The sequence below is a fragment of the Pseudomonas marginalis genome (assembly GCF_008692035.1).
In the GTDB taxonomy this organism is placed as follows: domain Bacteria; phylum Pseudomonadota; class Gammaproteobacteria; order Pseudomonadales; family Pseudomonadaceae; genus Aquipseudomonas; species Aquipseudomonas marginalis.
In genome coordinates this window covers 1,246,813-1,265,470 of sequence record NZ_VTFG01000002.1, presented here as the reverse complement: position 1 = coordinate 1,265,470, position 18,658 = coordinate 1,246,813, and the positions used below count along the sequence as shown (strand labels likewise).

Genomic DNA, 18,658 nt, shown 5'->3' with positions numbered 1-18,658 from the left:
CTACAGCCTCTGCTGAAATTTCTGATTGTAGGCCTACGACCGTTTCTTGAAAGCTTGCACAGCCTTTGCTCTGCCCCTGTGATTTCAGGGGGAAGCAGGGCGATGCTGGTCTTTCCGGAAAAGGACGTCTCCCTTGGCTCTGATACACATCTGTGTAGTGTTTGCCCTGTTGCTTGCGGCGGATGCCTCTGCGGCCGATGATCCACCGCTGCGTGAAATCCGTTTCGCCGTTGCTGCACAGTTCCCCCCGTTCCAGAGCCGCGACCCGCAAGGGCAGTTGGTCGGCTTGAATATCGAGTTGGGCAACGCCCTGTGCGTGCAGTTGAATGCACGCTGCATCTGGGTCGACCAGGTGCTTGCCGAAGATTTCATCTCCCTTGAAGCCAGGAAGTTCGACGCGATCATGGGGATAGCGCCGACGTCGCAACGACAACGCTGGGTGGGCTTCACCGATAACCTCTACCCCTTCACCACGCGCCTGGTGGCGCGCCGGATGTCCAACTTGCAGCCGCGGGTAAAGTCGCTCAAGGGCAAGCGTATCGGCGTGTTGCTGGGAAGTAGCCGTGAGGCGTTTGCCCGCTCGATGTGGGCGCCGAATGGCGTCATCGTCAAGAGTTTCTGGCTCAACAATGAATTGGTCAGCAGCCTTAAAACCGGCGAGATTGATGCGACCCTGCAAGGCACGGTAGAAATTCGTGAAGCCTTGCTCGACACCGAAGACGGCCACGATTTCGACTTCGTCGGCCCTGCCATTTCGTCCGAGCTTTTGGGCGATGGTGTGGCCATCGCGGTGCGCAAACCTGACACCGCATTGCGCAACGAACTCAACTGCGCCCTTGAACAACTGAAGCAGAGCGGCGAGTACCAGCGGATCATCCAGCCCTACCGCCTTGACGCCGTTCCTGCGGAGCACTGATCGGCGGCCTTCAAGGTCTACGCCGCCCGCAGCGAGATAAACGCATAGTTGGCCGGCACCTCGGTGGCAATCTGCGCGCCGGCATCCAGCAACTGTTCGGCGATATCCATCCCCGATACATGAAACACCCACTCATTGGCCACGGCCGGCCGGTCCACCGCCAGCTCAATCGCCTGGGCAAACGCGCCCATGTCCGGCAGGTACGCGGTAAACCCATCACCCTTGAGGGCCGTGGTGCGGATGCCCAGCAAGGCGCACACCGCCTCCTTGGTCTGCACATCGTCTCGGTCGGCCTGGCGCGAGCGTTGGATCAGTTCCACCAGCTCCGGGTCCATCAATTCACCCCCGACGATCAACGCCGGGCCCTGTTCCCAGGATTCCGGCGGGCAATCCTTGGCGGCGGGGTTGAGCGGGATATGGGGGTTGATCTCCATCGGGTAGATGCGGCACACCAACGGGCGGCGCTCGTAGATGCGGCATCGGTTGTCTGCGTCAAGATTCCGGCAGCGCCCGGCGTTGTAGGCGGCAAAGGTGATTGCCACAAACGCCTCGGTGTTGCCGCTGGGCACCACCACCGAACGGCGCTCGGCATGTTCGCGCTGCAGTTGAGGCAGGCCCAGGCCATTGCTCAGGAAACCCTCCACCAGAACGATGACGTTACCGCCGTCAGCCGCCCATTGGCGGGCTTCCTGCAGGGTCAGGGGGACGTGATGATCGCTGCAGCATTTGCCGCAACCGACGCAGGAAAAATGGGTGTTCATGGCGGATCTGTCACCAGGCTAGGTCAGAGGGCACGCAGGAACAGTGACGGGTTTTTACCTCTATCCACCGTTGTGCTGCTCTGGAAGCAAGTTATGCGCCAGCGCCTGTCAGTCGTCGGCGACCACATCCCGCAGCACAAAGACCATGCCCGCGCTTTCGTACAGTTGTCGGGCGCGCCGGTTGCTCTCCAGCACCTTGAGGTCGACATAGGGTTCGCCACGCTGCTTGAACACCTGGAAGCAGTGCAGCAACAACGCGCGGCCCAGGCCTTGGCCTTGAGCGCAAGGATGCACGGACAGGTTCTTGATAAACGCGCTGGTCCAGCACTGCGCCACGCCGAGAATGCCATCGCCATTGCTGGCCACCAGGCACAGCGTGGGGTCGAATTCGGCGTCGCTGACGAACAGATGCTGCCAGGCGTGCAGATGGGGAACGCGGCCACCCCCTTGCTCCTGGGTCATGCGCAGCACCGCATGGATCGCCGGGGCCAGCTCGTCGCGGTAGTGATCCAACTGTGTATGGGCCGGCCATTGCGGTGCAGGCAGGCTGCCGGTGAGGTCGCGGCGCAGCAGTTGGAAATACTCCGCCACCGGTTACAGCCCCTGTTGCGCCACGGTCTGGGCGGCGACCACCAGGCACTTGGTCAGTTCGGGCGAGGAGAACTTGGTCAGCACCGCGTTGGCACCGGCCAGGCGCGCCTTTTCGCTGTTCATCGCGCTGTCCAGGGAGGTATGCAGCAGTACGTAGAGATCCTGGAAGTCCGGGGTTTCACGCAGGGTGCGGGTCAGGGCATAACCGTCCATTTCGGACATCTCGATGTCCGACACCACCACATTGATCTGCGCGGCCGTGCCTTGCAGTTCCAGCAGCACATCGATGGCTTCCTTGGCGCTGCGCGCGGTGTGGCAGGTCAGGCCGAGGTTGCGCAGGGTGTGTACCGACTGCTGCAGGGCGACCTGGCTGTCATCCACCACCAGGATCCGCGCATTGCCGAGCACTTCCGCCTCTTCCATGGTCAGGTCGGTAGGCGCCGCTTCAATCGGCGCCGGGGCGATGCCGTGGATGACTTTTTCGATGTCCAGCACCTGCACCAGGCCGCCTTCCACCTGGGTCACCCCGGTGATGAACGCACGGTTGCCGCCGGAGCCGTAGGGCGGTGGACGAATATCGGTGGTCAGGCAGTGCACGATCTTGCTCACGGCCTGCACATGCAGGCCCTGCTTGGAACGGCTCACGTCGGTGACGATCAGGCAGCCGCCGTTCGGGTCTTCCAGGGGCATTTCCCCCAGGGCGCGGCTCAGGTCGATCACCGCCAACGAATTGCCACGCAGGGTGGCGATGCCTTTGACGTGGGGATGGGACTCCGGCAGCTTGGTCAGCGGCGGGCAAGGGATGATCTCGCTGACTTTCAGCAGGTTGATGGCCATCAGCTTGCCGCTGCGCAAGGTAAAGAGCAGAAGCGAGAGTGAGTCTGCGCGGGCTTTGGTGGTGGACATAAAAACCTTCTGTGGATCAGGGATGACGAACTTCTATTGAAGGTTATCGACTCGGGAGAGCCAGGCTTTAACCCGATTTTGTGTCGGGCTGGGCCCGTGTCAGCCCTTCCACACCTGCGGGTTCACCAGGTCCTGCGGGCGCTGGCCGAGCAGGGCGCTGCGCAGGTTGTCCAACGCGCGGTTGGCCATGGCTTCGCGGGTTTCATGGGTCGCCGAGCCGATGTGCGGCAGGGTCACCGCGTTGCTCAACTGGAACAGCGGCGACTCGGCCAACGGCTCCTGCTCATACACATCCAGCCCTGCACCGCGAATGGTGTGGTTTTGCAGGGCCTGGATCAACGCCGGTTCGTCCACCACCGGGCCACGGGAGATATTGATCAGGATCGCGCTGGACTTCATCAGCCCCAACTCGCGGGCGCTGATCAGGTGACGGGTCTTGTCGCTCAACGGCACCACCAGGCAGACGAAATCCGCCTCGGCCAGCAGTTGGTCCAGGCTGCGGAACTGCGCGCCCAGTTCCTGTTCCAGCGCGGCCTTGCGGCTGTTGCCGCTGTACAGGATCGGCATATTGAAGCCCAGGCGCCCACGCCGGGCCACGGCCGCGCCGATATTGCCCATGCCAACGATACCGAGGGTCTTGCCATGCACGTCACAGCCAAACAGCGGCGCGCCGACGCTGGCTTTCCACTGGCCGGCCTTGGTCCAGGCGTCCAGCTCGGCCACTCGGCGCGCGCTGCTCATCAGCAGGGCGAAGGCCAGGTCGGCGGTGCTTTCGGTCAGTACGTCCGGGGTGTTGGTGAGCATGATCCCGCGCTCGTTGAAGTACGGCACATCGTAGTTGTCGTAGCCCACCGACACGCTGGACACCACCTCCAGCTTGCTCGCGCCTTCGAGCTGCGCGCGGCCCAGCTTGCGACCCACGCCGATCAAACCGTGGGCGTGGGGCAGGGCTTCATTGAATTGAGCGTTGATATCGCCCAGCTTGGGGTTGGGCGCAATCACGTCGAAATCCTGTTGCAGGCGTTCGATCATTTGCGGGGTGACACGGCTGAAGGCGAGGACGGTCTTTTTCATTGCAGGCGGGCTCATCGACTACGGAAGAATGCCAAGCACGCTAACATTCCTGCCGGCAATTGTCAGGACACCGCCCCTCCCACATTTAAAGACTTGTATCGCCTGGTAGAAATCAGTTCGCCAGCCGTGCACCGCTGAGGCTGCCGCTCAACTCATACGCCACCAGCTCCGCCTGGTGCGCCGCCAGGATCTCCGGCAACGAGCCGCGCAGGAATTCCACCCAGGTCTTGATCTTCGCATCCAGGTACTGGCGCGACGGGTAGATGGCGTACAGGTTCAACTCCTGGGAACGATAGGTGGGCATGACCCGCACCAATGTGCCGTTGCGCAGGCCTTCGATGGCCGCATACACCGGCAACAGGCCGACGCCCATGCCGCTGGTGATCGCGGTTTTCATCGCGTCGGCGGAGTTGACCAGGAACGGCGACGTATTGATCGCCACGCTTTCCTGGCCTTCGGGGCCGTTGAAGGTCCACTTGTCCAACTGGATCACCGGGCTGACCAGGCGCAGGCAGGCGTGGTTGAGCAAATCCTGGGGCCGTTGCGCGCAGCCCTTGGCCTTGACGTAGTCCGGCGAGGCGCAGGCGATGCTGTAGGTGATGCCCAGGCGCTGGGAGACGAAGCCCGAGTCCGGCAGCTCGCTGGCCAGCACGATGGATACGTCGTAGCCCTCGTCCAACAGGTCCGGCACGCGGTTGGCCAGGGTCAGGTCGAAGGTCACGTCCGGGTGGGTGCGGCGGTAGCGGGCGATCGCGTCGATGACGAAGTGCTGGCCGATGCCGGTCATGGTGTGCACTTTCAGCTGTCCGGCGGGGCGGGCGTGGGCGTCGCTGGCTTCGGCCTCGGCTTCTTCGACGTAGGCCAGGATCTGCTCGCAACGCAGCAGGTAGCGTTTACCAGCCTCGGTGAGGGCAATGCGGCGGGTGGTGCGGTTGAGCAAGCGGGTTTGCAGGTGGGCCTCAAGATTGGAGACCGCGCGCGAGACGTTGGCGGTGGTTGTATCCAGTTGCGCGGCGGCGGCGGTGAAGCTGCCGGCTTCGGCCACGCAACTGAAGGCGCGCATGTTTTGCAAAGTGTCCATGGAGAGTTCTCAGGGGAGATGCCAAATTGTGACAGAAAGTTACGCCGTCCAGTGATCCCTACCAACGGATTATCGCTTGAACGGTAACAAAGATTCACAGGAATGCCAGCTTATCGCCCTCCATGGCGCCGCCTAGAATTGCGCCACCTCTCCCCGCAATACCACCTCAGGAATTCGTTCGCCGTGCCGCGTCGCATCAGCAGAGAGCTGAAGACTCTCATTAACCGAGCGCTGAAGGCTCTCAGTGTTTGCGCTTTATCGTTAGCAATCAGCGGCTGCATCGGAACCGGAGGAATCGCCCCCCAAGGCCAGCCCCTAAACGCCACTACCCTGGCCACCGACGAAGCGATCCGCAGCGCCGCCCAGGACGCCCACTGGCCCACCTCACAATGGTGGCAGGCCTACGGCGACCCCCAGCTCAACCGCTGGGTCGACCTCGCCACCCAAAGCAGCCCGAGCATGGCGATGGCCGCCGCGCGGGTGCGGGAAGCGCGGGCCATGGCCGGGGTTGCCGAGTCGGCCGAGTCGCTGCAGATCAACGCTGATACCACCCTCAAACGCCACAATTGGCCCAAGGATCAGTTCTACGGCCCGGGTGAATTGAGCGGTGCCAACACCTGGGACAACAATGCGTCCCTGGGTTTGAGCTACGCCCTCGACCTGTGGGGCCGCGAAAGCAACGCCACCGAGCGTGCCGTCGACCTGGCCCACATGAGCGCCGCCGAAGCCCGCCAGGCCCAGCTTGAACTGCAGAACAACGTGGTGCGCGCCTATATCCAGCTGTCGTTGCATTACGCCAACCGCGATATCGTCGTGGCGACCCTGGCCCAGCAACAGCAGATCCTCGACCTGGCCAACAAACGCCTGGACGCCGGGATCGGCACCCATTTCGACGTGAGCCAGGCCGAAACGCCGCTGCCGGAAACCCATCGCCAGTTGGATGCCCTGGACGAGGAAATCGCCCTGAGTCGCAACCAGTTGGCGGCGCTCGCCGGTAAAGGCCCGGGGGAGGGGGCCACGTTGCAGCGTCCGACGCTGTCCCTTGCCGCACCACTGAAACTGCCCTCGAGCCTGCCCGCGCAATTGCTCGGCCAGCGCCCGGATGTGGTTGCCAGCCGTTGGCAGGTCGCGGCGCAAGCCCGTGGCATCGATGTTGCCCACGCCGGTTTCTACCCCAACGTCGACCTGGTCGGCAGCCTCGGCTACATGGCCACCGGCGGCGGCATGCTGGCGTTTCTCGCCGGCAAGAAATTCAACTACAACGTCGGCCCGGCCATCACCTTGCCGATCTTCGACGGCGGCCGCCTGCGTGCCGAGCTGGGGGAAGCCAGCGCCGGCTATGACATCGCCGTGGCGCGCTACAACCAGACCCTGGTCAATGCGCTCAAGGGCATCAGCGACCAGTTGATCCGCCGCGAGTCCATGGACAAGCAAGCCTCATTTGCGGCGCAGTCGGTGGCCTCGGCGCAGAAGACCTACGATATCGCGATGATCGCCTACCAGCGCGGCCTCACCGATTACCTCAATGTGCTCAACGCCCAGACCCTGCTGTTTCGCCAGCAACAGGTCGAGCAGCAGGTCCAGGCCGCGCGGCTTGGCGCCCATGCCGAACTGGTGACCGCACTGGGTGGCGGCCTCGACGCCGGCAAAGACGTACCGCAGGACGCCAAGACCCTCCCGAGCAAGACCCCGGCGGCGCTTGCCGTGTTTGATCACTGAGTAGGATTTGATGACTCCCTTGCCTGCACCGCTGCGCTGGCTGCATTCCCTTGAGTGGCGCCGTGGTTTTTTCGACTGGGCACGCAGCGACGGCGTGACCTGGGTGTACATCTTCAAGGTGCTGATCGCCGCGTTCCTCACGCTGTGGCTGGCCATGCGCCTGGAACTGCCGCAACCACGTACCGCGATGATCACCGTATTTATCGTGATGCAACCCCAGAGCGGCCAGGTGTTCGCCAAGAGCTTCTATCGCTTCCTCGGCACCCTGGCGGGGTCGGCGGTGATGGTGGTGTTGATCGCGTTATTTGCGCAGAACACCGAGTTGTTCCTCGGGGCGCTGGCGATCTGGGTCGGCATTTGCACCGCTGGCGCGACACGCAACCGTAACTTTCGCGCCTACGGGTTTGTACTCGCGGGTTATACGGCGGCGATGGTCGGCCTGCCGGCCCTGGCCCATCCGGACGGCGCCTTTATGGCGGCGGTGTGGCGGGTGCTGGAAATCTCCCTGGGGATCCTGTGTTCCACCCTGGTCAGCGCGGCGATCCTGCCGCAGACCTCCAGCGCCGCGATGCGCAACGCGCTCTATCAGCGCTTTGGCGTGTTCGCGCTGTTCGTCACCGACGGCCTGCGCGGGCGTAGCCAGCGCGAAGGGTTCGAGGCCAGCAATGTGCGCTTTATCGCCGAGGCCGTGGGCCTGGAAGGTCTGCGCAGCCTCACGGTGTTCGAAGACCCGCATATGCGCCGGCGCAACGGTCGGCTCAGCCGCCTCAACAGCGAGTTCATGAGCATCACCACCCGCTTCAATGCCTTGCACCAGTTGCTCGAACGCCTGCGCACGGACGCCGCGGATCACGTGGTGGCGGCGATCAAGCCGGGCCTGCAGGACCTCGCCGAAGTCCTCGACGGCTTCTCCGGCCGCGCCCTCACCAGCCCCGACGCCGCGCGCCTGGTCAACCAGCTCTGCGCCTACAAGGACAGCCTGCCCGCCAAAGTCCGCAGCCTGCGTGCGACCTTCCAGGAGGGCAACCCGAGTGAGGCCGAACAGCTGGATTTTCACACCGCTTATGAACTGCTCTACCGCTTCGTCGATGACCTGCACAACTACGCGCAAACCCATGCGTCCCTGGCCGATCACAGCCATGCACGGGAGCAATGGGACGAAGCCTTCAGCCCCAAGACCAACTGGCTGGCCTGTGCCGCCTCGGGGATTCGCGCGTCGTTCATCCTGATTGTGCTGGGCAGTTACTGGGTGGCCACGGCCTGGCCCAGCGGCGCCACCATGACCCTGATCGCCGCTGCCACCGTCGGCCTGTCCGCCGCCACGCCCAATCCCAAGCGCATGGCGTTCCAGATGGCCTGCGGCACCTTGATCGGCGCGTTGGTGGGCTTTGTGGAAATGTTCTTCGTGTTCCCGTGGATCGACGGCTTCCCGCTGCTATGCGTGATGCTCGCCCCGGTGATCATCCTCGGCGCGTTCCTCGCCTCACGCCCGCAATACGCCGGTGTGGGCGTGGGCCTGCTGATTTTCTTCAGCACCGGTTCGGTGCCGGACAACCTCACGGTCTACAACCCCTACACCTTTATCAACGACTACATCGCCATGATCATTGGCATGCTGGTGTGCGCGGCGGCAGGGGCGATCATCCTGCCGCCCAACAGCCGCTGGCTGTGGCGCCGCCTGGAGCAGGACCTGCGCGAGCAGGTGGTGTATGCCATCAGCGGCAAGCTCAAGGGGCTGGCATCGAGTTTCGAAAGTCGCACCCGAGACCTGCTGCACCAGGCCTATGGCCTCGCTGTCGGCCAGCCGCAAGTGCAACGCGACCTGCTGCGCTGGATGTTCGTGGTGCTGGAAGTCGGCCACGCGATCATCGAGTTGCGCAAGGAACAGGCGATCCTGCCGGTACACCCGGCCTATGCCGAGTCCCAGCCGTGGCGCCAGGCGATCCGGGTCATGGGCCGCTCGTTGGTGCGCCTGTTCCTGCAACCCAGCGCCAGCAACCTGGAGCGTGGCCTGATCGCCGTCGACCACGCGATCAGCCGCGTGCAGGCCACCGACGAACCCTTCGCCCCGCACTTCGATACCTCGGCCCTGCGCCGGGTGAAAAGCTACCTGCACTTTATCCGCACCTCGTTGCTGGACCCGCAATCACCGCTGGCGGCCCTCAAAGGAACCCCGAATGCCTCGTGAAATCGCATTCCACGGCATCTATATGCCGACCATGACCCTGATGTTCCTGATCGCGGCCGCGTTGGCCTGGGCCCTGGACCGCTTCCTGGCCGGCTTCGACCTGTACCGGTTTTTCTGGCACCCGGCGCTGCTGCGCCTGAGCCTGTTCGTTTGCCTGTTCGGCGCCCTGGCGCTGACCGTCTACCGTTGAGAATGCCCCGATGAAAAAGTTTTTCAGCCTGCTCGCGACCTTGCTGGTACTGGCCTTGGCGATCTGGATTGGCCGCACGTTGTGGGTGCACTACATGCAAACGCCGTGGACCCGCGACGGCCGCGTGCGCGCCGACATCATCAACGTGGCCGCCGACGTCACCGGTGAAGTGGTCGACGTGCCCGTGCGCGATAACCAGTTGGTGAAAAAGGGCGACCTGCTGATGCAGATCGACCCCGAGCACTACCGCATCGCCGTCAAACAGGCGCAATCCCTGGTCGCCTCGCGCAAAGCCACCTGGGAAATGCGCAAGGTCAACGCCCACCGCCGCGCCGACCTCGACGCCCTGGTGATCTCCAGGGAAAACCGCGACGACGCCAGCAACATCGCCGACTCGGCCCTGGCGGATTACCAGCACGCACTGGCACAACTCGAAGCGGCCGAACTCAACTTGAAACGCACCCAGGTCGTGGCGGCAGTGGACGGCTACGTCACCAACCTCAACGTGCATCGCGGCGACTACGCACGCATCGGCGAAGCCAAGATGGCCGTGGTGGATATGAACTCGTTCTGGGTCTATGGCTTCTTCGAAGAAACCAAACTGCCCCATGTGAAAGTCGGTGACAAAGCTGACATGCAACTGATGAGCGGCGAGACATTGAAGGGGCACGTAGAAAGCATCTCGCGCGGCATCTACGACCGCGACAACCCGGAGAGTCGCGAGCTGATCGCCGATGTGAATCCGACCTTCAACTGGGTGCGCCTGGCCCAGCGGGTGCCGGTGCGGATTCATATTGATGAAGTGCCGCAGGGGGTGTTATTGGCGGCGGGGATTACCTGCACGGTGATTGTCGATAGCGTGCCCCTGGCCGAATAAGCACCTTAGCTGGCCTACACCCTTATCATCGATACCCGAGACGTTCGCACCGGCAATGATTCGCTGGTCACCCCGTTCGGTCAGCAGCACAGGGGGGGATCTGGGTTCGGACTGCATGTCGTTGTAACCCTGGTTGTTGAAGGCCAGATCCAGCACGCCGTGGGTTTTGAATTGAGCGATGTAGATCCAGTTGCCGGTTGACGCCGTCACCAGGTTGCCTGTGCTGGTTTGCATGATGCATTGCCAGCCATTGTCGTGGTTGCTGTCGAATTGGCTGACCAGGGGTTTACCGTTGTTGAACAGTTGGTGCACGGCGCCGTTTGGGGTAATCGCCTGCATGAGACCTTTTGTGCTTTCGGCGCCGCCCTGCCCAATTTGGCCGGCGCCAACAAGACTGTTGTCCGCGCGCTCGGTCAGAGCGTTGAAGGTGGTGTGATCCTTGATACTGTCCATGGGATGAAACCCCGGCGTCTTGGGACTGCCAAAGCCGGCGTCCGGGCTGCCGTCAGGGTTGAGGCGGGCAAACAGGGCGGTCTTGAGGGTGGGGATAAACCGGGCATGTCCAACAAACACTATTTTGTGATCACTGCCCTGGCTGATACACGCGTTGACCGCCGTGGCCACATTGGAGCCGGCAAGTTTGAACTCCAGCCTGCCAGTTTTGTTGAAGCTTTCGTCCAGTGCACCATTGGGCTGCAGGCGAAACAGCACACCCACTGTCTGGTCCTGATTGTCGTGGGCTACATAGTTGGCGCTCACTAAAATACGTCCGTCACTCTGGACGTGTACTGTCGCTGATTCTCCTATGAGTTCTTCGTAGTCCTTGGTGGGCAGAATGCACCGCCCTTGCTCGGCAAAATTCGTGTCGGGCTCACCTTCGCTGTTGAAACGTGCAATCACCAGGTCCGCCCAGCCATTGGATGCACTGCGCCATGTCCAGCCCAGCATCAGGATGTTGCCGGCCGATTGTACGGCCAGCCTTGAACCACCGGCCGGCAGCGAGGGTAAAAAATCACCGATGACCAGCCCGTTCGTTCCAAACGATTTATCCAGGCTGCCGTCGGCGTTCAGGCGGCCCAAGCCGTATAGGTACTGGTCGTCGTGGTTTCTATACACGCTGGCGCTGAACAAAAGCTTGCCATCCTTCGCGGTTGCAAGTCCTCCGAAGCGAAAGCGAACGTTCAGATCACCATGATCTTCGAGAATTTTTTCCAGGGCTTGCACCCCTCCAATACCGAAGTCGGGATCCAGCGTGCCGGGTTGCGTCTTTGAGGGTTTTTTTGACTTACGCATCAACGCATCCCTTCTTTGGTTGGAGAGGAAAGTCTGCCCCCTGGATACAACGTGTGCTCAAACCCGGCGACGTTTTCAGTCTGGTCTTGGTGTGATACCGCGTCTACTGTCAAATCTGACAGGTGCTAGTTGGCCATTATTGGCTGCGCGCCTGAGGCACAAAAGTCTCATGCAGATGACGCCACAGCAACGCACCGCTGGCCTGCTTTTCAAACACCACCGTGGCGCGGCGATCTGTCTGCGTGCCGCTGGCATCGATCTGATGCTCGCGATAAGTCACCGTTGCGCCGCGCGCATGCCGGTCAATCCCAGCCATTTCACTCAAGGTGATCTTCAACCCCGGGCGCATACCACCCAGGCGAGTGAACAGCGCTTTGACCCCGGCTGCATTGACGCGTGTGCCGGTGGCGGGGGCGATCATGCTGAACTCGGGGGAGAAGCGCGCAAGCAGGCTTTGCAGGGTGCCTTCCGGCGCAACCCCGGCAAACCATTGCTCGATCTCGACGTGGGTCTGGATCACTTCTTCAAAAAAATCGCTGTAGTCGATCATTTACAAACTCCCATTCAAACCAAAGCGTTTTTTCAACACGGCTTCCAATAATCCCTTGGGCAACAACGCGGCCATCAACGGCAACGCCCGGCTGCCATTGCCCGAGCGCAACAGGCGCGGCGGCTGTGGTTGTTGCACCGCCTTGAGCACATCCGCTGCAAACACGCCGGCCGGGGTGGGCTTGTCCTGAGAGGCCTGGCTGCGTGCGCGAATGCCCTCGCGCAACGGCCACCACGGCGATTTTTCGTTGATTAACAGCTCGGCCTGGGCGCCGGCGTTTTTGGCAAAACTCGTATTGATGGCGCCGGGCTGGACTTCCATCACCCTCACCCCAAATGGTGCCAGCTCCATGCGCAGTGCATCACTCAATGCATGCACCGCCGCCTTGGACGCGCAGTAGGCGCCGGCAAACGGCGTGACCAGCACGCCGGAAACGCTGCCGATATTCACCACCAGCCCTTTGCGCTTGCGCAGGGCCGGGAACAGCGCCTGGGTCACGCCGACGATGGAAAATACGTTGGTCTCGAACTGGCGCTGCATCGCCTCGGTGCCGCCATCGAGCAGCGGGCCCATGGCGCCGTAGCCGGCGTTGTTGATCAGTACATCCAGCTCTCCCAGTTGTTCGGCCAGGCGCTGTAAAGCGGCACTGTCGTTGACGTCGAGTTCGACGGCATTGAAACCCGCAGCGGCGAGGGCGGTGACGTCTTGCGGGCGGCGGGCGCTGGCCCACACGTCGAAACCGGCGGATTTGAAGGCCTCGGCCAGGGCGCGGCCAATACCGCTGGAGCAACCGGTGATGAGTACGTTGGGCATGGATCAGTCCTTTGTCAGTCCGAGAAGCTGCCTTGCAGATGCTCGGCGCGAAATTCCAGGGTTTGCGCGCGGTAGCCGGGGCGCAGGGGCGGGGTGGGCAGGCAGTCGTCCCAAGTGGCGCCGGCCTGCAACTCGCCGGGCCCACGATAGCGCGGGGCGGCGTAGACGTTGTCGGCCAGGTTGACCGTATCGCCCGGCGCATAGGCGGCGACGCGCCAGCGCAGTTCGGTGAGGGGGACGTCGTTGCCGTTGTTCAGGGTCAGCTTGAGCGGGCGGTCAGCCGGGCATTCCTGCGGGGCGTAGGTGATGCGCAGTTCAAGGCGCGCCAGTTGCGAGGCTTCGCGGTTGTCCAGCCACACCACCCACACCGCGACAAGACCCAGGCCGACGGCAGCGGCCAACGACACCGGCAATGCCTTGGCCGGGTAGCGCAGCAGGAGGATCAGCCAGGTGATGATCAGTAGAACGCCGAAGAACATGGAGACCACCTCGAGTAGGGAACGAGCATCCTAACTTAAGCGTAGGTGGGATTGGCTACCTTGAGTGCTGTGGTGGGTGTGCCGGCCTCATCGGGGGCAAGCCCCCTCCCACATTTGAATGTATTCGCAGATCAAAGGTGGGAGGGGGCTTGCCCCCGATGAGGCCCGCCCAGCCAGCGTAAATCCCAAACAAAAAGCCCCCACCCAACCCACTGCGGATAGGGGACGCAATGGGCTGGGCGAGGGCTTCTTGTACGACTGTTTTACTGCGCGATAGTTTTCACCGACACGCCACGTTCAACCGGCGTCGAGCGCCCGTAGATATCTTCGAAGCGCTCGATATCGTCTTCGCCCAGGTAGCTGCCCGATTGCACTTCGATGATCTCCAACGGGATCTTGCCCGGGTTGCGCAGGCGGTGCACCGAGGCGATCGGGATGTAGGTGGACTGGTTCTCGCAGAGCAGGAACACGTTCTCGTCACAGGTGACTTCGGCGGTGCCGCTGACCACGATCCAGTGTTCGGCGCGGTGGTGGTGCATCTGCAACGACAGGCACGCGCCCGGCTTGACCGAGATGTGCTTGACCTGGAAGCGGCCGCCCATGTCCACCGAGTCGTAGGAGCCCCACGGACGATAGACTTCGCAGTGGTTCTGGGTTTCGCTGCGGCCCTGTTCGTTGAGGGTGTTGACCATCTGCTTGACGCCCTGGACCTTGTCCTTGTGGGCAATCATCATCGCGTCCTTGGTTTCCACCACCACGATGTTTTCCAGGCCGATTACCGACACCAGCTTGCCGTTGCCGTGGATCATGCAGTTCTTGCTGTCCTGGATCACCACGTCGCCCTTGGTGACGTTGCCGTTGGCGTCTTTATCGTTGACCGCCCACAGCGAAGCCCAGCAACCCACGTCGCTCCAGCCGGCGCTCAACGGCACCACGCAGGCGCGCTGGGTTTTTTCCATCACGGCGTAGTCGATGGAGTTGTCCGGGCAGCAGGCGAAAGTGGCTTCGTCGAAGGTCACGGTATCGGCGTCTTGCTGGCTGCGCTCCAGGGTCAGCACGCAGGTGTCGTAGATGTCCGGATCGTGCTTTTTCAGCTCTTCCAGGAAGCGGCTGGCGCGGAACAGGAACATGCCGCTGTTCCAGAAGTAACCGCCGCTTTTGACGAATTCGACGGCGCGTTTTTCATCGGGTTTTTCCACGAACTGCTGTACGCGGCTCACGCCTTCGGGCAGCAGCGAATCGTTGGTGGACTTGATGTAGCCGTAGCCGGTTTCCGGACGGGTCGCCGGCACGCCGAACAGCACCATCTCGCCACGCTCGGCGGCCACGGTGGCCAGGGCCAGGGCGCGTTGCAGGGCTTTCTGGTCGTCGATCACGTGGTCGGCCGGCAGCACCAGCATCAGTTCGTCACGGCCTTCGTTGACCAGCATCATCGCGGTGAGGGCCACGGCCGGCGCGGTGTTGCGGCCGAAGGGTTCCATCAGGATGCGCTGGCATTCCAGCTTACGGTTGGCCAGTTGCTCGTTGACGATGAAGCGATGGTCCTTGTTGCAGACCACGATCGGGGAGTCCATGCCTTCGAACACCAGGCGTTCCAGGGTTTGCTGGAACAGCGTGTGCTCGCCGGTCAGGGCCAGGAATTGTTTGGGGAACTGTTTGCGGGAAAGCGGCCAAAGACGTGAGCCGCTACCACCGGAAAGGATTACTGGGATCATGTGTTTCTCCTTGAATCAATTTGGGTCAGAGCTACGAAGGTTTGTCGTTTCACTCTTGTTTTTGTCTCGTGTCCGGGCCGGCCGCAGCCGACCCGGAAAATTCATTCAGCGGGTCGACACCGGGCGTTTTACCCAGACTGGCGAAATGCTCGAACCCGAACCGGTGACGTACAGCACCGCTGCCTCACCACGCTCCAGGGCCACTGGCTTGACGTCGCCAACTTTCTTGTCGCCGTCATACAGCGCCAGGCTCACCTTCACCGGGTTGATCTCACGTTCGCCACGGCCTTTGGCGGCCACCGACTTGACCACGTCGGTCTTGCCGTCGGCGGTTTTCAGGGTCAGGGCCTTGTCGCTGAGGTTCTGCACGCGCACCAGGGATTTCTGCTTGTTCTTGAACGGTGGCTCTTCGATCAGCTGCGGCTGGCCGCTGTTGTTGTTGACCAGGGTGTAGTAGTGGTCCGGGGCGAGCTTGACCGGCACGGTCTGGCTGCCGACCTTGGCGCTGTAGTCGCCGCCGGGCATGAAGCTGAAGTCGCTGCTGGCCAGCGGGGCCACGTCGCTGAGGTTGGTGCTGCCGACAGTGGCGCTGACTTCCTGGTTGGAGGCGTTGTAGATCCGCACGAAGCTTGAGCCTTTCGGTGCAACTGGGCCGTACAAGGCAGCGTCACCGGCGAAGGCGGACAGGGATACCAAGCTCATACCGGCAGCCAGGGCCAGAGTCTTAGCGAGACGACGCGGAGTAGTAGTGAAAGTCATGTGAGTTACCTCTCTTTCAGTTTTGCGCCCGGTCGGGCGTCTCGGATTTTGGGTTTTTAGCTGGGGTGTTCAGTGCCATGTTTTGTTGGCGCGAACCGGCTTGTTTAAGTTGCGCAACCCACGATGGGTCGGCATCACCGATTTCGTTGTTCACGGGCAGATAGCGTTCAGGAAACTCCCAGATCAGCACCTGTGGCGGGCTGTTCTTGAAGTCGTCACTTTTCAGGTAGCTGAGCATCGGCAGGATCGGGCCATGGCCGTCTTCGGCGTAGCTGACCACGTCGCTGCCCAGGGCTTGCTTGAGGGCGCCGACGAAGTTCCAGTTGGGGTTGGCGCTGTAGCTGGTGCCCACCAGGGCCACCGGGGTTTCGCTGTCGCTGAACAGCGCGTCGTCGCCTTTGGTTTCGGCCAGATGCGTGACGCGTTTTTCCAGCGGCTCTTTCGGTGGCATCAGGTTTTCGAACAGCGGGTCCAGGGGCAGGAACAGACGCAGGTCGCCTTTATGCGGCTCGGTCTTCTCGGCCTCGGTGACAAAACGCTGCGGCTCGCCGTGGAGCGGGGTCTTATCGGCGATGGTTTTAGCCAATTGCTTGGCAGCGATTTCGGCGCCGTCCGGGGTCCAGTGAGTGTCGGTGCGCAGGAACACCTGCTTGCCGCCCAGCTTGGCCTGTTGCAGCGGGCCGAGCAGGTCCGGGGCGATGATCTTGTCGGCGGCCACACGGGCGTGGAAGTCCTGGTACAGGTTGGCGTGGATGCTCGCCGGTTTCACTTCACCCAGGTGCTCCGGGTACAGGCGCACCTTGGCCGGCACGATCGCCATCACCAGTTGGATGCCCTGGGCCTTGAGCTTCTGGCGCACGCCTTCGACCAGCGCGTAGTTGCCTTGAAGGTTCTGGTCTTCGTTGACGGCGGGGTTGAACTCCTCGTCGCTGTACAACCAGTGATCGCGGCCCAGCACCACGCCAGGGCGGCCTTCATTGAACAGCTTGTAGTCCAGCGCGGCCCAGAGGTTGGTGCCCAATCGCTTGATCGGGAACTCCTCGTCGTAATGGGTCTCGACGGCCTTGGTCCAGCGACCGTTGAGCACGGTCGCGTCGGCGTTGGTACTGAAGCCCAGGAAGCTGCGCAGCGACCAGGCGCCCAGGGCCAGCAGCAGCACCAGGAACAGGCCGATATAGAGGACGCGTAATGAACGGGTCATGGTCGGCTCCCTCAGAATTGGAAGTAAAGGAACGGCGAGAAACTCTGCGCCGACAGTTTGAGAATCGACGCCACGAACAGCAGCAGCACCGCCGCGCGCATGGCGTAGCGTGGCCAGTCAGCGGTCCAGTAGGCCGGTTGCACGGCAGCGTCACGACCTACGGTGAAACCTGGCTCGTGGATGCTGCCCGGGTTGTCGCCCGGCACGGCCTTGATCAGGCTCGGGTCGGCCGGCTTGGTTTTCTCGGCAGGGCGGTTGGTGTAGAAGTCGCGCAGGCCGAAGAACGCCAATGTTGCGTACGCCACCACCAGGGTCGCGACTTGCAGGCCGGTGAGGCTGGCGCGGTTGAGTTCCGACAGCGACCACTCGCCGAAGCTGAACATCGCACCGTACATACGGCCCGCGACGTGGAGGTTTTCGGCGCGGAAGATCACCCAGCCCATCACCACCAGCAGGAAGGTGAAGGCCCAGCGCAGTACGTTGAAACTGCGCGGTGCGGTGTTGAGGCCGATGGCTTTTTCAATCGCCAGCCACATGCCGTGCCAGGCACCCCACACGATGTAGGTGATGTTCGCACCGTGCCACAGGCCACCGAGCAGCATGGTCAGGAACAGGTTGCGGTAGGTGGTCAGCGTGCCTTTACGGTTGCCGCCCAAGGTGATGTACAGGTAGTCACGCAGCCAGGTGGACAAGCTGATGTGCCAGCGCCGCCAGAACTCGGTGATCGACTGGCTGATGTACGGCTGCTTGAAGTTTTCCATGAAGCGGAAACCCATCATCAAGCCCAGGCCGATGGCCATGTCGCTGTAGCCGGAGAAGTCGAAGTACAACTGCGCGGTGTAGGCCAGCGCCCCCAGCCAGGCATCGCCGGTGGTGGGGTTTTGCAGGGCGAAGCAATGGTCGGCCACCACCGCCAGGGTGTCGGCGATGAAGACCTTCTTGATGAAACCCTGCATGAACCGCGTGCAGCCCTCGGAGAACTTGTCGAGGGTGTGGGTGCGGTTATTGAACTGGTCGGCCAGGTCGCGGAAACGCAGGACCGGGCCGGCGATCAGGTGCGGGAAGATCGCCACGAACGCCGCGAAGTCGATGAGATTGCGGGTCGCCGGGGTATCGCCACGGTACACGTCGATGATGTAGCTGATGGACTCGAAGATGTAGAACGAGATCCCGATCGGCAGCAGCACGTGGGTGAGGATGAAAGGCTCCAGGCCGGCCGACTTCATCATGACGTTGATGCTGTCGACGCCGAAGTTGGCGTACTTGAAGTAGCCGAGGATGCACAGGTCGACCGCCACGCCCAGCAGCAGCCAGCGTTGGGCCGGCTTGGTGCGCACGCCGGCGGCACCGACCTTGAGGCCGATCCAGTAGTTCCACAGCGTGACGGCGGCGAACAGCGCCAGGAAGTCCACTCGCCACCAGGCGTAGAACACGTAGCTGGCAATCAGCAGCAGCAGATTGCGATAGCGTTGCCCGCTCAAGTAGTACAAGCCGAGAAAGATCGGCAAGAACAGAAACAGGAACACATTGGACGAGAAAACCATC

18 protein-coding genes are annotated in these 18,658 nt (G+C 62.3%); 5 read left to right on the top strand and 13 right to left on the bottom strand.

Features of this window, described 5'->3' with window-relative positions:
• The first annotated feature begins 133 nt into the window (after window positions 1–133).
• Window positions 134–916 (top strand): transporter substrate-binding domain-containing protein, encoded by a 783-nt coding sequence (locus FX984_RS26020; protein WP_146476033.1) that lies wholly within the window; start codon window positions 134–136, stop codon window positions 914–916.
• A 17-nt stretch (window positions 917–933) separates the two neighbouring features.
• On the opposite strand, the gene FX984_RS26015 is transcribed toward FX984_RS26020, so the two are convergent.
• The 5 genes from FX984_RS26015 to FX984_RS25995 form a co-directional block, all read right to left on the bottom strand.
• Complete coding sequence (locus FX984_RS26015) at window positions 934–1,677, bottom strand: YkgJ family cysteine cluster protein (RefSeq protein WP_027604748.1); 744 nt, start codon at window positions 1,675–1,677, stop codon at window positions 934–936.
• A 108-nt stretch (window positions 1,678–1,785) separates the two neighbouring features.
• On the bottom strand, window positions 1,786–2,268 hold the full coding sequence (locus tag FX984_RS26010; RefSeq protein ID WP_065938570.1) for a GNAT family N-acetyltransferase: 483 nt from the start codon (window positions 2,266–2,268) through the stop codon (window positions 1,786–1,788).
• Between the two features lie 3 nt (window positions 2,269–2,271).
• On the bottom strand, window positions 2,272–3,174 hold the full coding sequence (locus FX984_RS26005) for a chemotaxis protein CheV (protein WP_027604746.1): 903 nt from the start codon (window positions 3,172–3,174) through the stop codon (window positions 2,272–2,274).
• A 99-nt stretch (window positions 3,175–3,273) separates the two neighbouring features.
• Window positions 3,274–4,248 (bottom strand): 2-hydroxyacid dehydrogenase, encoded by a 975-nt coding sequence (locus tag FX984_RS26000; protein ID WP_092356177.1) that lies wholly within the window; start codon window positions 4,246–4,248, stop codon window positions 3,274–3,276.
• A gap of 112 nt (window positions 4,249–4,360) precedes the next feature.
• Window positions 4,361–5,329 carry a LysR family transcriptional regulator gene (locus FX984_RS25995; RefSeq protein ID WP_146476031.1) on the bottom strand — a complete coding sequence of 323 codons (969 nt, stop codon included), beginning with the start codon at window positions 5,327–5,329 and terminating at the stop codon, window positions 4,361–4,363.
• A gap of 183 nt (window positions 5,330–5,512) precedes the next feature.
• On the opposite strand from FX984_RS25995, the gene FX984_RS25990 reads away from it, so the two are divergent.
• Genes FX984_RS25990 through FX984_RS25975 form a run of 4 tightly spaced genes read left to right on the top strand, consistent with a single transcriptional unit; the run spans window position 5,513 to window position 10,303 of the window.
• Window positions 5,513–7,048: an efflux transporter outer membrane subunit gene (locus FX984_RS25990; protein ID WP_098480354.1), complete on the top strand. Its 1,536-nt coding sequence runs from the start codon at window positions 5,513–5,515 to the stop codon at window positions 7,046–7,048.
• 10 nt (window positions 7,049–7,058) lie between these two features.
• Entirely contained in the window at window positions 7,059–9,236 is a 2,178-nt protein-coding gene (locus tag FX984_RS25985) for an FUSC family protein (protein ID WP_146476029.1), read from the top strand.
• The gene (locus FX984_RS25980) at window positions 9,226–9,426 is read left to right on the top strand and encodes a DUF1656 domain-containing protein (RefSeq protein WP_027604741.1); all 201 of its coding nucleotides are present in this window, start codon (window positions 9,226–9,228) and stop codon (window positions 9,424–9,426) included. Before FX984_RS25985 ends, FX984_RS25980 begins: the two co-directional genes overlap by 11 nt.
• 10 nt (window positions 9,427–9,436) lie before the next feature.
• Complete coding sequence (locus FX984_RS25975; protein ID WP_027604740.1) at window positions 9,437–10,303, top strand: efflux RND transporter periplasmic adaptor subunit; 867 nt, start codon at window positions 9,437–9,439, stop codon at window positions 10,301–10,303.
• Here FX984_RS25975 and FX984_RS25970 read toward each other — a convergent pair.
• From FX984_RS25970 to FX984_RS25935, 8 genes are all read right to left on the bottom strand, one after another.
• The gene (locus FX984_RS25970; protein ID WP_146476027.1) at window positions 10,244–11,596 is read right to left on the bottom strand and encodes a hypothetical protein; all 1,353 of its coding nucleotides are present in this window, start codon (window positions 11,594–11,596) and stop codon (window positions 10,244–10,246) included. The two genes, FX984_RS25975 and FX984_RS25970, sit on opposite strands and share 60 nt — an antisense overlap.
• 136 nt (window positions 11,597–11,732) lie before the next feature.
• Window positions 11,733–12,146, bottom strand: a complete 414-nt coding sequence (locus tag FX984_RS25965) for a nuclear transport factor 2 family protein (RefSeq protein WP_154905403.1) — start codon at window positions 12,144–12,146, stop codon at window positions 11,733–11,735.
• The gene (locus FX984_RS25960; protein ID WP_092356189.1) at window positions 12,147–12,959 is read right to left on the bottom strand and encodes an SDR family oxidoreductase; all 813 of its coding nucleotides are present in this window, start codon (window positions 12,957–12,959) and stop codon (window positions 12,147–12,149) included.
• A 14-nt stretch (window positions 12,960–12,973) separates the two neighbouring features.
• A complete protein-coding gene (locus tag FX984_RS25955) occupies window positions 12,974–13,438 on the bottom strand; it encodes a hypothetical protein (RefSeq protein WP_027604736.1) in 465 nt (154 codons plus the stop codon).
• A gap of 263 nt (window positions 13,439–13,701) precedes the next feature.
• Window positions 13,702–15,153: a mannose-1-phosphate guanylyltransferase/mannose-6-phosphate isomerase gene (locus tag FX984_RS25950; RefSeq protein ID WP_027604735.1), complete on the bottom strand. Its 1,452-nt coding sequence runs from the start codon at window positions 15,151–15,153 to the stop codon at window positions 13,702–13,704.
• 105 nt (window positions 15,154–15,258) lie between these two features.
• Window positions 15,259–15,912, bottom strand: coding sequence for an alginate O-acetyltransferase AlgF (locus FX984_RS25945; RefSeq protein WP_027604734.1), 654 nt, complete (start codon window positions 15,910–15,912; stop codon window positions 15,259–15,261).
• A 16-nt stretch (window positions 15,913–15,928) separates the two neighbouring features.
• Window positions 15,929–17,113 (bottom strand): alginate O-acetyltransferase, encoded by a 1,185-nt coding sequence (locus FX984_RS25940; protein ID WP_027604733.1) that lies wholly within the window; start codon window positions 17,111–17,113, stop codon window positions 15,929–15,931.
• An 11-nt stretch (window positions 17,114–17,124) separates the two neighbouring features.
• On the bottom strand, window positions 17,125–18,657 hold the full coding sequence (locus FX984_RS25935) for an MBOAT family O-acyltransferase (RefSeq protein ID WP_027604732.1): 1,533 nt from the start codon (window positions 18,655–18,657) through the stop codon (window positions 17,125–17,127).
• Window position 18,658: the final 1 nt, after the last annotated feature.